Annotated in this window: 13 protein-coding genes; 6 read left to right on the top strand and 7 right to left on the bottom strand. The window is 43.7% G+C overall.

The window, feature by feature from the left end; all coding sequences use genetic code 11:
• Positions 1-49: 49 nt before the first annotated feature.
• The 3 genes from BO219_RS07085 to BO219_RS07075 form a co-directional block, all read right to left on the bottom strand.
• Positions 50-892, bottom strand: coding sequence for a DegV family protein (locus BO219_RS07085; RefSeq protein ID WP_077429058.1), 843 nt, complete (start codon positions 890-892; stop codon positions 50-52).
• 98 nt (positions 893-990) lie between these two features.
• A complete protein-coding gene (locus tag BO219_RS07080) occupies positions 991-1,671 on the bottom strand; it encodes a response regulator (protein ID WP_077429008.1) in 681 nt (226 codons plus the stop codon).
• Positions 1,668-2,834, bottom strand: a complete 1,167-nt coding sequence (locus BO219_RS07075; RefSeq protein WP_077429007.1) for a sensor histidine kinase — start codon at positions 2,832-2,834, stop codon at positions 1,668-1,670. Before BO219_RS07075 ends, BO219_RS07080 begins: the two co-directional genes overlap by 4 nt.
• A 195-nt stretch (positions 2,835-3,029) precedes the next feature.
• Between BO219_RS07075 and BO219_RS07070 the strand changes: the two genes are divergently transcribed.
• The gene (locus BO219_RS07070; RefSeq protein ID WP_077429006.1) at positions 3,030-3,668 is read left to right on the top strand and encodes a YigZ family protein; all 639 of its coding nucleotides are present in this window, start codon (positions 3,030-3,032) and stop codon (positions 3,666-3,668) included.
• A 92-nt stretch (positions 3,669-3,760) separates the two neighbouring features.
• Positions 3,761-4,783 carry an LCP family protein gene (locus BO219_RS07065; protein WP_077429005.1) on the top strand — a complete coding sequence of 341 codons (1,023 nt, stop codon included), beginning with the start codon at positions 3,761-3,763 and terminating at the stop codon, positions 4,781-4,783.
• Between the two features lie 32 nt (positions 4,784-4,815).
• Here the strand turns inward: BO219_RS07065 and BO219_RS07060 are convergent, their stop codons facing one another.
• Positions 4,816-5,868 (bottom strand): glycosyltransferase family 4 protein, encoded by a 1,053-nt coding sequence (locus BO219_RS07060; RefSeq protein WP_077429004.1) that lies wholly within the window; start codon positions 5,866-5,868, stop codon positions 4,816-4,818.
• 223 nt (positions 5,869-6,091) lie between these two features.
• Between BO219_RS07060 and BO219_RS07055 the strand changes: the two genes are divergently transcribed.
• Positions 6,092-6,310 carry a hypothetical protein gene (locus BO219_RS07055; RefSeq protein ID WP_004892712.1) on the top strand — a complete coding sequence of 73 codons (219 nt, stop codon included), beginning with the start codon at positions 6,092-6,094 and terminating at the stop codon, positions 6,308-6,310.
• Positions 6,311-6,312: 2 nt separating this feature from the next.
• Positions 6,313-7,656 carry a SpoIID/LytB domain-containing protein gene (locus BO219_RS07050; RefSeq protein ID WP_198936666.1) on the top strand — a complete coding sequence of 448 codons (1,344 nt, stop codon included), beginning with the start codon at positions 6,313-6,315 and terminating at the stop codon, positions 7,654-7,656.
• Positions 7,657-7,674: 18 nt separating this feature from the next.
• Here the strand turns inward: BO219_RS07050 and BO219_RS07045 are convergent, their stop codons facing one another.
• From BO219_RS07045 to BO219_RS07035, 3 genes are all read right to left on the bottom strand, one after another.
• Positions 7,675-8,412, bottom strand: coding sequence for an S-layer homology domain-containing protein (locus tag BO219_RS07045; protein ID WP_198936665.1), 738 nt, complete (start codon positions 8,410-8,412; stop codon positions 7,675-7,677).
• A gap of 13 nt (positions 8,413-8,425) precedes the next feature.
• Positions 8,426-9,868, bottom strand: a complete 1,443-nt coding sequence (locus tag BO219_RS07040) for an N-acetylmuramoyl-L-alanine amidase (protein WP_077429001.1) — start codon at positions 9,866-9,868, stop codon at positions 8,426-8,428.
• A 261-nt stretch (positions 9,869-10,129) separates the two neighbouring features.
• Entirely contained in the window at positions 10,130-12,352 is a 2,223-nt protein-coding gene (locus tag BO219_RS07035) for a S8 family peptidase (protein WP_077429000.1), read from the bottom strand.
• Between the two features lie 175 nt (positions 12,353-12,527).
• On the opposite strand from BO219_RS07035, the gene BO219_RS07030 reads away from it, so the two are divergent.
• Together BO219_RS07030 and BO219_RS07025 are read left to right on the top strand one after the other, a co-directional pair.
• Complete coding sequence (locus BO219_RS07030; RefSeq protein WP_077428999.1) at positions 12,528-14,450, top strand: 5'-nucleotidase C-terminal domain-containing protein; 1,923 nt, start codon at positions 12,528-12,530, stop codon at positions 14,448-14,450.
• An 86-nt stretch (positions 14,451-14,536) separates the two neighbouring features.
• Positions 14,537-16,375, top strand: coding sequence for a stalk domain-containing protein (locus BO219_RS07025; protein ID WP_226373788.1), 1,839 nt, complete (start codon positions 14,537-14,539; stop codon positions 16,373-16,375).
• Positions 16,376-16,499 lie beyond the last annotated feature (124 nt).

Here is a 16,499-nt window from a genome sequence, read left to right as displayed (position 1 = left end):
GGACGAATCGCCCACTTCTTCTATTCGCATGCATTAAAAAAATTCCTGCTTATTTTTTATACCAACCGAATCCCATCGCGCCTTCACCTAAATGCGTGCCGATGACAGGGCCGAAATAGCTGAAGAAAAATTCTACGTGTGGATATTGTTGTTCGAGCTTTTCTTTCCATGCGCGCGCTTCTTCTTCACGGTTCGCATGAATGATGACGGCACGCATCGGAACGCCAAGACGCGCATCTTCAGCAAATAGCTCTTCTATTCGGCTTAACGCTTTTTTCCGTGTACGAATTTTTTCAAACGGCACAATCACTTTATCAACGAAATGTAAAATTGGCTTCACTTGCAGCAAGCTACCGATGAACGCCTGTGCCCCACTTAACCGTCCGCCACGCTGTAAATGGGATAAATCATCAACCATAAAATAAGCGCGCACCGACTGTTTCATTTCATCTAAACGCGCAATAATGGCTTCGGGATGCGCACCTGCTTGCGCCATTTCCGCTGCTTCGATCGCATAAAACCCTTGCACCATGCAGCTAATTTCTGAATCGTATGCGTACACTTGAATCCCCTCAACCATTTGCCCTGCGGACACAGCCCCTTGGTACGTGCCACTAATGCCGCTTGATAAATGAATCGAAATGACGGCGTCGTATTGTTTCGCTAGCTGCTCGAACGTTTCAACAAATAGTCCAATCGGCGGCTGTGACGTTGTCGGCAGTTGTTCGCTCGTTTTTACTTTGTCAAAAAAATCTTCTGCGCTCATGTCAATCTCTTCACGATACGTCTCTGTTCCAAAGACGACGCTTAAAGGAATGATATGTATATTCAACTGTTCGCGAATATGTTTCGGGATATATGCTGTACTGTCCGTTAAAATCGCCGTTTTCATCATCCTTACCTTCCTTGTCCAAAATTTTTCCTATCTGCATTGTACTACATTATAACTACCATTGCATTGAAAAAGGTTGTCGAATCCACTCGACAACCTTATTTCACTTCGACCCAGCCGTTTTTAATCGCAACGACAACCGCTTGTGTACGATCGTTAACATTTAGCTTTTGTAAAATATTGCTTACATGGTTTTTCACTGTTTTTTCGCTAATATATAGTGCATCCGCAATACCCTTATTGCTTTTTCCGTCCGCCAACAGCTGCAATACTTCACACTCTCTGCGCGTTAATAAATGGTACGGACGACATACACCTTGATTTTGCTTTTCTTTTTCTACTCCTTCTCCTGCGACGAGACGGCGATATTCTTTCACAAGATTGTGTGTCACTTTCGGATGCAAATATGAACCACCTTCTGCCACAACACGAACCGCTTCAATTAAAGCGTCCGCATCCATTTCCTTCAACAAATACCCCATCGCTCCCGTTTGCAGCGCATGCATGACGTAACTTTCATCATCATGAATCGACAAAATGATCACCTTTGTATCTGGATATGCTTCAATCAGCTGACGTGTCGCTTCTACGCCGTTAACATGAGGCATGTTAATGTCCATAATGACAACATCAGGTTTATATCGCTCAACAAGCGCTAACGCTTCGTCACCGTCGCTTCCTTCCGCAACAACTTCGAAATCTTGCTCGAAATCTAAAATACGTTTAATTCCTTCTCGAAATAATTTATGGTCATCAATTAAAACAATGCGCGTCTTCACTGCTGTCGTTCCCCTTTCCCTTCTGTCTTCTGGAGCGGAATGTGCATGGTGACAATCGTTCCGCGTCCAAGTTGTGAGTAAAGATGCAGCTTTCCTTCCAACCATTCGATTCGCTCACGCATACCGATTAACCCGAACGCTTTATCTTTTTTTTCGTTCGGATTAAAGCCTTTGCCATCATCTTTTACGACGATCAGCAAATGATCTTTTTTTAGCTCCATTTTCACTTGAATCTCCTTCGCCTCCGCATGCTTTAATGCGTTTTGCACCGCTTCTTGCACGAGACGAAAAATGGCGACTTCAAAACGATCGGACAGACGACGCACCTCTCCTATGTATGTAAACGTAATTGTTTTTTTATGATATTCTTCGATCGTTTGTAAATATTTTTTTAACGTTGGGATTAAACCGAGATCATCAAGAGCCATTGGTCGTAAATCGTAAATGATGCGACGTACCTCATACAACGCGGAGCGAACCATCTTTTTTAAATCGCGCATCTCGCCAATCGCTTCTTCCGCCCCGCGTTCGCGATAAATGCGCTCGATCAGGTCAGAACGCATAATGACGTTCGCAAGCATTTGCGCCGGTCCATCATGAATTTCTCGCGACAGCCGTTTTCGCTCCTCTTCTTGCGCCTCAATAATGCGCAGACCAAACTCTTGCTTTTCATTTGCACCGTTAATAAAGTCGCTTAATTCTCGAAAATCCCCGTTCAAATAGTTCAGCACAACTGTCACTTGCCCAATTAAATGATCGGCCCGTTCAATCGTCTCTTTCACAGCTGTCAAGCGCCGCTCTAACTCATCGCGACGTTGACGCAGCTGCTTTTCCTTCTCTTGCACCATCGCTAATTCCATTTGTAGCGAATGCGCTTTCTCATATGCTTGGCGAATTTCAGCTTCTGTATAACGCGAGAAGTTTTTACTGACGTCCGACAGTCGTTGTCGCGCTAACTTTGTTTTCATTTCTAAGTTATCTGTTTGAAAGATGACACGTTGTACTTCTTCTTTCGTCCGCCGTAACTCTTCAAGCAACCGCTCATGTTCTTTTCGTGATTGCTCACTAATATGAAAAATTTCTGCTTTGCTTTGATCGACTGTTTCAATCATTTTTTTTACAATACGGTCAAGCTGCCGCGCATCTAGTTTTTTATTGGACATATACACCACCTAAAGAAAATATGACCAAAAGTCAATTGAAATGACTTTTCTGACTTTTAGCTGACGTTTATTCGTACTTCCATCATGTCACATCTCGCCTTATAATTTTTATTATAGCATGTTTCGACGATTTCCATCAGCATTTTTCGACAACATGCACACAACATTCCAAATAAACATTGAGGTGATTTCGTTTTGTTAGAGGCATACTATACGGTAAAAGGATATGGAGAAACAGAAATCATCATTGAAAAATCGCGCTTCATTTGTTATGTCGAACGCGCGACAACGGAAGAAGAAGCTGTGCGCTTTATCCATCAAATCAAGAAAAAACATTGGGATGCGACGCATAACTGTTCCGCGTATATCATTGGGGAACACGACCATATTCAAAAAGCAAACGATGATGGCGAACCGAGCGGCACGGCAGGTGTTCCGATGCTAGAAGTGTTAAAAAAGAAAAAGTTGAAAGATACAGTCGTTGTCGTGACGCGATATTTCGGAGGCATTAAACTCGGCGCTGGCGGTCTCGTACGCGCTTACGGTAAAGCGGTCACAGAAGGATTGAAAGCAGCAGGCATTGTCGAACGTAAGCTTATGCGCATGATGCATACAACGATCGACTATACATGGCTTGGGAAAGTCGAAAATGAACTGCGCGCTTCAACCTACTCCATTAAAGACATTCATTATGCCGAGCACGTCACGATCGACACATACGTTGAAGAAAAACGAAAAGACGAATTCCGCGCATGGATGACCGAACTGACAAATGGGAAAAGCACAATCATAGAAGGCGAGCACGTATATGTGGAGTTTGACGTCGCACAGTAAAAAATTTTCGTTTACGACTTCATAAAAATTTTGTAAAATGATGATTGTTTACATGTCGATATTTGTTGAACTTTTGAAAAAGGGGAACGACGATGGAAAATAGACGAGTATATATGAAAAAGAAGAAGAGAAAACGAAAAAAAATATGGACGTTCGTATTGCTTCCATTGCTTCTTCTCCTCATTGGCGGAGGGGCATATGCGACATTTCTCTTCAATAAAGCGCAGTCTGTCATTCAACAATCGTTTGAACAAATTGACGGTCGCGAAAAATCGGAGAAACGAATGAAGGAAGTCGATCCAAATTCAGATAACATCTCCGTTTTATTTATCGGTGTCGATGACAGCAACATCCGCCAAAAAAAAGGAATGGGCGCAGTACGTTCCGATGCGCTTGTCCTAGCGACATTTAACGTCAAAGATAAGACAGTCAAATTGCTTAGCATTCCGCGCGATTCATACGTGTACATTCCAATTGAAAAAAAATACGATAAAATTACACACGCCCACGCTTACGGTGGCGTAAAAGCAACGGTAGAAACAGTCGAAGAATTGCTTGATGTTCCAGTGGACTATTACGTCAAAATGAACTTTGAAGCGTTCGTCGATGTTGTCGATGAACTTGGCGGCATTGAATTTGATGTCCCTTATGAAATTCGTGAGATGGACTCCAACGATCGCAAAAATGCGATTCACTTAAAGCCTGGCTTACAAACATTAAACGGTGAAGAAGCGTTGGCGCTTGCTCGAACGCGCAAATATGACAACGACATCGAGCGCGGCAAACGCCAACAAGAGCTCATGAAAGCCATTTTCAAAAAAGCGATGAGCATAAAATCGTTAACTAAGTTTGATGATATCATGGAAGCGGTCGGCAAAAATATGACAACGAACTTAACGTTTGAAGAAATGAAAGGTTTCTTCGCTTACGCAACGAAAGATGCAGGAGCGAACATCGAAACGCTCCATCTCAAAGGAGAAGACGCACGTATTAGTGGGGTATATTATTACCGTCTCGACGAAGCAACAGTCGATGAAATTAAACAGACGTTGAAAACTCATCTCGATGTATCATCTTACCAAGCGAGAACGGAGCAATTTGCTCAAGAGCAGTAAAAAAAGAGGGTGTCCGCGCGACACCCTCTTTTTTATGATATTTTTCTCATCCCCCGAACCATTTTTAGCAGTGGGCGATAGTCTTTCCCGACAAGACCAATTTTCTCGACGACAAGTTCAACGACAAGCAACACAAATGCGATCACAAGCAACGCACCAAACATCGTCGCTTTCGATAATACGACAGCAGCTAGTCCAAACATCGCCGCCATACCGTAAATGATTAAAACCGTCTGACGATGGCTATAACCAAGACGCAACAAACAATGATGCAAGTGCGACTTATCCGGCGCCGATAACGGTTGTTTGTTGACGATCCGTCTGACAATGGCAAATAGCGTGTCCGAAATTGGCACCCCTAAAATGAGAATCGGGATAATTAACGAAAACACCGTAACGTTTTTAAAGCCGAGAAGCGATAGTACAGAGATCATATAGCCTAAAAACAATGCACCGGTATCACCCATAAAAATTTTCGCCGGATGGAAATTATATAATAGAAAACCGAGCGTACTTCCGAGCAATAATAAACTCATCGCAAAAACGAATACGTACGTATTGCCCATCGTCGCCGCCATTCCGGCAATCGTGACAAGCGCAATCGACGATACGCCAGCAGCTAAGCCGTCCAACCCGTCGATTAAGTTAATCGCATTTGTAATCCCAATAATCCAAAGCATTGTGATCGGAATGCTTAATAACCCAAATTGTAAATGACCGCCAAATGGTAAGTTAATGAAATCGACTCGAATACCACCATACACAACGACAACAGCTGCCACGATTTGACCGAGCAATTTCCATTTTGGTGGTAGCTCATATATATCATCAAGCACGCCCGTTAATACGATGATCGTTGCTCCGATGACAATTGCTGTTGCGTACGGGCTAGCTGGCTTCAATACGAAGTAGCCGATGATAAAACTAATAAAAATAGCTAATCCACCTAAACGTGGCATAATTTTTTGATGAACTTTTCGCTGATTTGGTTTATCTGTTGCTCCGATCCGAAACGCCAACCACTTCACAGCAGGCGTAATAAGCACAGCTACGATAAAGCACAGAAACAAGGTGAAATAAACCATAGGAAACCTCCCTATTTGTTAGCATTCCCGATTTTTCGATCAATTATTGCTTAAAAAGTAACACTTTCTACCATCTCTTTTCGCAAACCTATCAGACATTATACCATAAATTTTAAAATCGACAAATAGAAAATAGAAAACTAGAATTTTGTTACATTTTCGTCCTTTTTGTTGAAATCATTTGCTATAATGGGAGATAGATAGAATAAGGGAGGAGAAAAAAGTGAGAAAAAAAACGATTGCCGTCATGTTGCTTGCTGCGATGCTGACTGTATCTGCATCAAAAGCGTTAGCGAACAGCGAACCTGTACTTGCAAGTGTAGAATGGGTACTAGCAAAAATCAATCCGTTAAATGAACGAGTAACAAAGCTAGAACAGCGGGTGCAACAGCTCGAACAAGAAGTCGAAAAGCTAAAACGACAATTAGAGGCGGCGAAATAAATATGAAAATCGCTCGCTGGATATGTTTTGCGTTTAGTATGTTGTTGCTCGTTCCACAGACGGTTGCCGCCGCTTCGTACCCAACACCTGTAAAAGTAAAACTATTGCCGACTGCAACGTTTTTAGCAACGGTGAATGGGAACTATCAACTGATCGATATAAAAACGAAACAAGTCATCCCGTTTACAAATCCGATCGTCTTTTCACAAACGAACGGAGCAGTCGTCGCGACAATTAATGGCGTTTCGTATACGTCAACAAGCGGCTTTTTATTAGATGAAGTAACAAGAGGCGAACAACATGACGTCACTATCAGCAGCATTCAACAAGCAGGAGGCACGTCTGCACCCGTCACATATCGCGGTTCATTCGAGATCACTCCTGGGACGACAGCACCAAACTTATTTAATACGTTAGATATGGAAGATTATTTAAAAGGGGTCGTCCCTGGAGAAATGCCTGCTTCTTGGCATAAAGAGGCGCTAAAAGCACAAGCGGTCGCAGCGCGTAGCTATGCGTATGCCCAATTGAAAAATACGTCGTTTTTACAAATGACAGTAGCGAGCCAAGTATATGGCGGGAAGTCGAAAGAACAAGCTGCTTCTACTGCGGCAGTAAATGAAACAGCCGGTGTATATGCGACATACCAAAATGAACCGATTTCTGCTTATTTTCACTCAAGCTCTGGTGGAAATACGGAAAATAGCGAGAACGTATGGAGCTCGGTCGTTCCTTACATCCGTTCCGTTGCCGATCCGTACGATCGCCATGCAAGCAACCCACACTACGGATGGAATACAAAAGTTGCGACAAGCACTGTATCATCAAGATTTAAGTTAACAAACGAACAAGTCGTATCCCTTCGCGTTACACAAAGAACGAATGCCGGAAGCGTTCAACAAATGGAAGCAACAGTGTACAATGCTGCAACAGGGCAAAAGCGAGTCGTCCAAGCTCGCCCTTCATTCGTGTCGTCATCTGATGCGTTTCGTTCGTTTTTTGGCGTCTCACTAAAAAGTATTGCCTTTGATGTAAAAGGAAATGCAAACGTGAAAATTAAACGAGCAGACGGATCCGAGCAGACAGTTGATCACATCGCTGGCTATGCGCTTCAAACAACTAGCGGACAAACGACGATCGCAACAGGAAATGCTTCGATTCGGACAGAAAACGAAACGATGTACTATCCGACCGCTCCAACGGAATTTACGTTCACAGGCAATGGCTGGGGACATCGACTCGGCATGAGCCAATGGGGTGCCCGCTCTATGGCTGAAAAAGGGTTCACATACGATCAAATTTTGAAACATTATTATAAAGGCATTGAAGTGAAAAAAATCAAATAGGCTGTGCATATGCACAGCCTATTTGATTTGCAGCGCTCGGTCCATAAATGTCGCAAAATGGGCACGAGTCGTTGGTTGTTCTGGATAAAAATAACCGTTATCCCCTTCCGCAATACCATGTTGGGAAATGATACGAATTTCTAACGCTCCTTGCGTTCTTTCGTTCACATCTTTATACCCTGCATACGGTGCGGATGTTGCTTGTAATCGAAAGGCCCGTTGAATAACCATTGCCATATGTTGCCGCTTCATCGACTCTTGTGGAGCAAAGCGATTGTTTGGATATCCGCCGAAAAAGCCTGCCTCGTACGCTGTCATAATTTCGCGCGCAAACAGATGAGAGTTTGGCACATCCGTAAAAATAGACGGTTTTGTTGATAATGGCAATTGAAACGCTCGAACGAGCATTGCGGCAGCTTGCGCGCGCGTAATTGCCTGTTTAGGTGCAAACAAGCCGTTTCCGACACCGCCAACAATATTTTGATGATATAAACGAACAACATGAACATACGCCCAATGATCAATCGGTACATCTTTAAACACTTGCGGAGAATCGGCAGCTACTTTTATTTTAGCTAACTCCTGCTCCAATTGTTTCATTTTGTCATCGATTTGATTCATACGGCTATTTGTATCCGCTAGCTGCTGCTCCGTCCATGGCGCCGTCGCAATTTCCTGTCCCCCACTTGCTCCGGCATGCTCTTGCTCGCATGCCGCAAGGAAAAGCAAACTAATGAAAACAATCCATCTTTTCAAAACATTCCCTCCATTATTGTGACGTATAGTATTTCACAATCCCTTGATAAATCGCTTCGGCATATATATTTTGATACTCTGCTGACGTTAATTTCGCACGATCTTCAGCGTTAGAAATAAATCCAAGCTCCACGAGCACGCTCGTCACACTATTGTTGCGCAACACATACAATCCGCTATTTTTCACGCCACGATCGACCATGTTCGCCATACGAACAATTTCTCCTTGAATGTATTGTGCCAATTTTTTACTTTCTTCAGCATTCGGATTTGTCGATGAATCGTAATATACTTCAGCACCTTTCGCACTTGTGTTCGTCGCCGAATTCGTATGAATGCTGACAAACATTTCCGCATAATTGTTTTTCGCAATATCAACGCGATCTTGCAACGTCGGATACACGTCCGTCTCGCGCGTCATAACAACCGTTGCTCCCGCTTTTTCAAGCTTCTCTCTTAATAATTTCACCACTTCAAGCACGATCGTTTTCTCGCTCGCCCCACCAGCAACTGCACCAGGGTCTTTTCCACCATGTCCTGCATCGACAACGATAATGCGCCCTTTCACCGGAGAGCCTGCTACATTTCGCAATTTTACATACGTTTTATGCACGTAAGCAAATTGACCATTGTAAACGATTTTTGCCCAATACCCATTTATATCGTACACATCGACAACTTGTCCTTTTCTCAAAGTTCCGACAAGCGTTCCTGTCGCAGACGGCGTTTGTCGGACGTTGAGAGTTGCAGTCGTCACTATACCTTGAATATTCGTTTTCCCTTGCTCAATTAAATCCGGTAGCGGCAAGCGGAATTGATCGTTAATCGTTCGCGCTAACAACGTAGCAAATTCTGCGCGTGAAATGGCATCTCTCGGGAAAAATTGACCGTCCCTTCCGTTCGCGATGCCGTGGTAATATAAACGATTAATATGCGCTAACGCCCAATGTCCTGCTGTGTCTTTAAACACCGCAGCAGATTCAACAGCAGCCCCTTTGCTCGGCAAAGAAAAAGCATTGACTAACACGATGCTCATTTCTGCACGGGATAATTCGGCGTCCGGACGAAAATTCGCCGTCCCGTCTCCGCCCATAATACCCATTTGCACTGCGCGTGCAATCCAGTCGCGCGCCCAATGATTTGGAGGAATATCTTGAAACGATAGCGTTCCTTCTTTCCACTCCGTTTGTCCAAGCGCGCTGACGATCATTTTTGCTGCTTCTGCTCGCGTCACCGATTGTGCTGGACGAAACTCTGATGTTTGTCCAACTGAATACCCGTTAATAATTTGCTCATTTGCTAAAAAATCAATTTCATTTTTTGCCCAATGATCGTCCGTGACATCAACGAATCGCTCTGCTTGCTTTAGTTCCGTATTCGCCCAACTAGGTGAAGCAACAGAAAACAAAGCAAGAAAAACGATAATTAGACAATATACGCGTCGTTTCCCCAGCATGTTCTTCTCCCTTTCGACATTTTTCTATCCTTAAGCATAACAAACAATTCTAACCTTTTCCATACCCGATAATGCACATTTTTCTATTCGACAAATCCCTCAATCTTTTTCGACAAATAACGACACAAAACGACAAAAATATACAACAAAGTTATTATTTTTGTAGTGTTTTTTTTTGAAAAAACGGCTATACTTACTTATGCGATAAGGTTTTGGTTGCTAAGTCAGCCTCCCCGTCATTTGGAAATGACGGGGCTTTTTTTATGCTGATTTTGTCGAATGTTGTCGAACGAACGTCGACACTCGCACCATTATGGCACACATTTGCGCCCTCGTCACACGTTCATTCGGGTGAAAATGTGGGACTTTCGCAACAATCCCTCTTTCCGCTAATAGCTGTACCGCTTTCCACACGTCTTGTTGTTTCACATCTTGAAATGGGTAAACGGAGCGAATCGGTTCATTTTCTAGTTGAAGTGCACGTACAAGAAGTAGCGCAAGCTGTCCGCGTGTCAGCCGCTCATGTAATAACGCTTTTCCCCCTACCCCCTTCACAATTCCTTTTTCCGCCGCTGTTGCTACTAACAGTGCATTTGTAGTTGTCAATGGCACATCGACAAAAGGAGCGGACAACAAAGATGGCGCTTCCCAATCGAATAGGCGAGCAAGCATTACAATACTTTCGCGACGCGTGAGAGGGTTATTTGGACGAAACGTACCATCTCCATACCCGCGTATCATTCCTAACTGTTGCGCCTGTAAAATATCGCTATACGCCCAATATGTTTTCTTTACATCCGAAAACGGCGTTGGCCGAATAGGGGTAGCACGAACATCGGAAGCGATCACTCGTTTCTCGTCCGTGATGACGACCGCCACATCCCCTTGCTGTTTCATTAAATCAAATAAGCGAAACGACATCATTTCCCTATCTACGTTAAACGAATAAACGAGTTTTCCATCCACAAAAAGATGACCTTGTTTCCCGACAAATGGAGAAGATAATCCTAAAATATACGTGCGATTTTTTTCGATAGGCTGCCCCGGTTGTAAATTGAGCCAATCGATACCTAGTGGAGCCGATAACGCAAGTGCTTGTTGCCATTGGATCATCCCATATCCGGTATACATATCATATCCACGCCAATACACGTCTTTTGTTGTTTTCCATACACGTTTACGAAGCTGAATCGCATCTTCTTCAGGATACATCGCGCGCAATATAGCGAGTAATGCAGAGACGTGCGGAGCTGCCATCGATGTTCCACGCATCGTACGATAGCCAGACAAATATGTGCTTATTAAAAAATCTCCTGGGGCGCTTATTTCTACGTCCCAACCATAATTTGAAATAGAAAGCGGCATTTGTTTCCGATCAACCGCCGCTACCGTCATGACCCCTGGATAACTAGCAGGATAAATGTTTGTCGTTGGCATATGGCTATTGCCAGCCGCTGCCACGACGTGCACGCCACGTTTTACAGCTTCTTCAATGATCGCTTTTAACACTTCCGTCTCTCCTTGACCGGCTAAGCTTAAATTAATAACGGAAGCGCCATGATCGAGGGCATATTTCACTCCTTTTGCAATTTCAAAATCACCGCCGACTCCATAACGGTCCAACACTTTAATCGGTAAAATATCAATCGGCGCATCTCCAATGAGCCCTGCTATTCCTTTTCCATTATTGACGCTAGCAGCTAAAATGCCTGTCACATGTGTCCCATGCCCAAACGTATCATCCGCATACCGCTTGTTTTCTGCATAATCAACGCTTACACTATACAGCACATGATCGTTCAAATCTTCATGTTGTACAACGCCCGAATCGACAATCGCCACAATGACATGATTGACTCCTTTCAACTCCACGATGCGCGGACGATTCGTCCAATTTGGTGCTGTAACATATAAATGAACCGTTGAGGAAGGGCGAGAGAGAAGAACATCCAGACGAGCAAGTTCTCCTTCGTTTTCCCCTAACATCGCCCCTGTTTCATCTTTCACTTGTATACGCCACGGTCCTTCGATATGATCGACTGTGACAGAAAGGCGAGATAATGTTTCTTCTCCGAGCGCAATGACGATATGTTCCCCTTCAAACGATTCACCATCGTACACGTATTCTCGTCCATCAACAATCATCTGTTTACCAATTAGCCGATTCATAGATGTTAGCGAGGGGATATGCCAATCAATCATCGCTAAAGACCACTGCTCCGAAAACAACGGATCATCGACAGCGGCTCGTTTGATGTCATTTTTCTCCATGTTTAACACAAACGGTAAACGGGATATGTTTTCTCGCTCTTCTTCTGTTACCGCCACTTTCACAAACGTCCCGATCGTATCCACAACGTACGGTTGAAGATGTCGAACGTCCGAGGTGTGGCGAACTTGAACGATCCATTCTTCTTTTTCACTCGCCCAAACGACTTGTGGGATAAAAAGAAAAATAAATGATAGCCATAACCATCTACTCATATGAAATTCCCTCCTACGTACTTCCATTGTATCGCGTCCATTTCGACAAGAATAGACAAAAATTTCAACTTCATAAAAATAGAGATTTAACTAAAAAATAATAGTTTTTTAACATTTTAGTGAAAAAACTTGTTATAATTTAATAGAGTAAAAATTACATAGAGGAGGAAAAAAGATGCACAAAATGAAAAAATGGATGATGCTTGCTTGTATGTTTGCTGTTGCCTTTGTTCTTCAGCCACAAGCATCGGAAGCAAGCGAATATGTCACGCGCGGAGAGTTTGTACAGCAGCTCATCACAACACTTGGCGTAGACGTCAAAAGTGAAGTAAAAGAGCTTCCTTTTACAGACGTTGATCCACAACTTGCACCTTACGTCGAAGCGGCCATTCGTCTTGGCATCGCAAACGGAAAGACAGAAACGACATTTGCACCAAACGAAAAAATAACGCGTGAACAAGCGTATGTCTTTCTCATTCGTTCGTTACAGCTTCGCCATCATTACGCAACGAACGTCTTTAAATTGTACAAAGACGGAGCAACAGCAAAACCTTGGGCGCAACAATCGCTCTCTGCAGCCCTTCACCTCGGCTTACTTCAAGGATATAGCGACAAAACGATTCGACCGCAACAATGGCTCACAGCTGAACAAACGAAAGCGATTTTAAAACGATACGAAACAAACATTGAAAAAATTACATTCATTCATACAAATGATACACATGGCCGCATTATTGCGAACGAAAAAAACGGCGAAATGGGCTTTGCTAAAATCGCAAAAATCGCCCAAGATGTGCGTCAAAAAAATAAACAAACACTCCTTGTCGATTTAGGTGATACGTTCCACGGTACGACATACGTCAACTTAAATAGTGGACAAGCTGTCGTCGACTTAATGAATGCGATGAAATATGATGCGATGGTTCCAGGCAACCACGATTTCAACTACGGTCAAAATCGTTTGCTTGAGCTAAAGCAAGCCGTTCAATTCCCAGTCGTCAGCGGAAACATTTACAAAGATGGAAAACCGTTTTTACCTGCTTATACAATTAAGCAAGTCGGCAATAAAAAAATTGCCCTTGTCGGTTTAACCGCGACAGACACAGCAGTCAAAACGAACCCTGCTGGCATCGTCGGCATCACATTCGCTGATGAAGAAGCGACGTTAAAACAACTTGTGAGCGAATTAAAAGGAAAAGTCGACCATATTGTCGTCCTATCACACTCTGGTTTACAGACGGATGAAAAACTGGCAAACAATGTATCGGGTGTCGATGTCATTCTCGGCGGTCATAGCCACGATACGATTGAGGCGCCGAAAAAGTTTAAATACGCATACGTTTCGCAAGCGTTCGAATACGGAAAAGCGCTCGGACAAACAAATTTATTGTTTTATAAAGGTAAACTGATTGGCGTCAACGGTTTCTTATATCGCGATCATGCGACAAAACAAGAAGATGCTGCGATCCGTTCCATCGTAGACACGTACAAAAATACGACAGACTCCACACTACAACAAGTGATCGCAACGATTGATGTCAACTTGGACGGCGAGCGTGCAAACGTACGCACAAAAGAAACGAACCTTGGTAACCTTATCGCTGATGCGATGCGCCAAGCACTTCAAACGGATGTGGCACTAACAAACGGTGGGGGCATTCGCGCTTCTATTCCACAAGGAGAGGTCACACGCAATCACGTGCTAACAACATTACCTTTTGCCAATACACTTGTGAAAGTATCAATGAGTGGCGCAGACTTGAAAAAAGCGCTTGAACACGGCGTGCGTCTCTACCCTGAACAAAACGGGGGCTTCCCGCATGTCTCAGGCATTCGCTTTACATTCGATGCCACGAAACCAGCTGGATCTCGTGTAACATCTGTTGAAGTGAACGGTCAACCGCTTGATGAAACGAAAACATATACTGTCGCAACAAATGACTTTATCGCCAAAGGTGGCGACGGTTACGATATGTTCGCCGCAAGCAACATCGAATTTGATAGTGGTGAATTGTTAAGTACAGTCGTCATGAACTACTTACAAGCACAAAAACCAATTCCAACAGTAGAAGGTAGAATTACAGTCGTTAATCAGTAAAAGACGTCCAAACGGGCGTCTTTTTTACTCCAAATTCCAAAATACGTGACAAAAGGAAATCGTATGGTATAATGTGCTAGGAAGGGGTGATAGTTTTGTTTAAAAAAATGATTACATATGTACTTGTTGCTTTCATTAGTTTTTCAACTATGGCGACATCCGCCGAGGCGACAAATGTTCGAACGGTACGTATCCCCATCATCTCAAACGGGAAAGTGCTACAAACAGATACTTCACCGATCATGGTGAACAATCGTATTCTTGTGCCATTTCGAGCAATTGCCCAATCAACAGGAGCGAATGTTTTTTGGAATGCAAATACAAAACAAGTGACTGTTCAAAAAAACAAAAAGGTCATTTTTCTTACCGTTCAATCATCGACAGCGACCATCAACGATCAAACCGTTACACTTGATGCCCCGCCGATCATTTACAAAGGACGCACGCTTGTACCGATTCGTTTTATCGCTGAAGCGCTCGATGCGAATGTGCAATGGACAGGAAAAGAGGTGCGCCTCTCTTGGTCAACTCTCCAGACAAGTGCCGGGGCGGTGTACGTAAACGAAACGAAAATAACAAACAACGCCATGACCGATGGAGTATATACATATATTCCCTTAAAGAAACTACTGACGGCCATTGATGTCAATGTCGACTGGATCGAAACAGATGAGACGATGCGCATTCGCTTATCTCGCGGACAAATGACAATTACGGCAGGAAAAAAACAATTAGTCGTTGATGATCATGAAATCGTCGCACCACTTGCTCCCATTCGACTAAACGATGAATGGTACGTATCGGCTTCATGGGTGATGACTGTTTTTGGTGCACAAATGACTCGCAACGGAAATAACGATTTATGTTTCTCTATCCCACGAACAACGTTTCGTAGTCCATTGCTACCGATTACCGAAGCTCCCATTACTGTTCCACAACACGTCACAACGCCAAGCATGGCAGATGGACGGCGTCTATTAATAAGCGACAATCCAGAAGCGTTAACTGCTACTACTGTGCCGCTTGGACAAGCAACATTAGCGCTTGACGACGTACAAGGTTCATTTCAAGCAATGGACCATCGCGTGTTTGGCTGGCACGTCAATAACTTAGGCACGCGCGTCACTGTCGCAATGATTATTGATAATCGTTCAGCAAACGACATAATAGTAACGAATATAAAAGGAACATACCGCACAAGTCCAAATAGCTGGGGGCATTACGATGTCGGGTTGCCACTTGCCGAAGCGATATTGCGCCAATCGCTCGCAACTGCTCAAGCAGTGAAAGTGAAAGCAGGAACGAGCGCGGTCATTCAAGCATTTGACGTCTCAAACAACCAACTGCTCGGATTTTTATATGACTTTACCGTCCAACAAGAAAGCGGCATAGCAAATTATCGTATTCGCACGGTGGTGACAAATGCAGCAGCTAATTTTTCAACCATTTCTCCTACGCTCGCACCGATTGATTCTTATGCAACCCATCCGCGCGGCGTATGGAAAGGGACAACATTAGAAGCAACATTGCCGACATATACAATCGATGGTGAACCTGTTGCTTACAGTATATCAAACGGAAAAACGGACCATTTACTTTCAGTAGCCAATGCATTAAGCCATCCGAGCGAAACGGTACACAATCCAGGGCATTACGGCTTAACATACCGTCTATCGCTTCCGATTCAAAATGAAACAGGGGAAATAAAAACGATTCGCCTTCGTTTTAGCGGTCGCGGCGGGGCTTATTGTGGAGCTGTGAAAATAAACGGGGTTGTTTATCTCATCCCACCGCTTCAACCGATTACCCAATCGGCCTATATCGATTATACTGTTTTCTCAAACCAAGACGTTCTTTCACTTGAACTGATGCATGCAGGCGGAGCCGCTCTGCCGCTTGGGGTTGAAGTTTCGACGGTGAGATGAATAAAAGGATCAGCTTGTCGACAAAGTCGACAAGCTGTTTTAATATATAGGTATAAGGGTATAGGAGGGGGAAATCGGATGCTTCAACGTCATCAAGAAGATCGTAGATATGTGGAAACAACGG

The sequence above is a fragment of the Anoxybacillus kestanbolensis genome (assembly GCF_001996285.1).
In the GTDB taxonomy this organism is placed as follows: domain Bacteria; phylum Bacillota; class Bacilli; order Bacillales; family Anoxybacillaceae; genus Anoxybacillus; species Anoxybacillus kestanbolensis_A.
The sequence above is the reverse complement of the archived record's forward strand: the minus strand, read 5'-3'. Positions and strand labels throughout refer to the sequence as shown.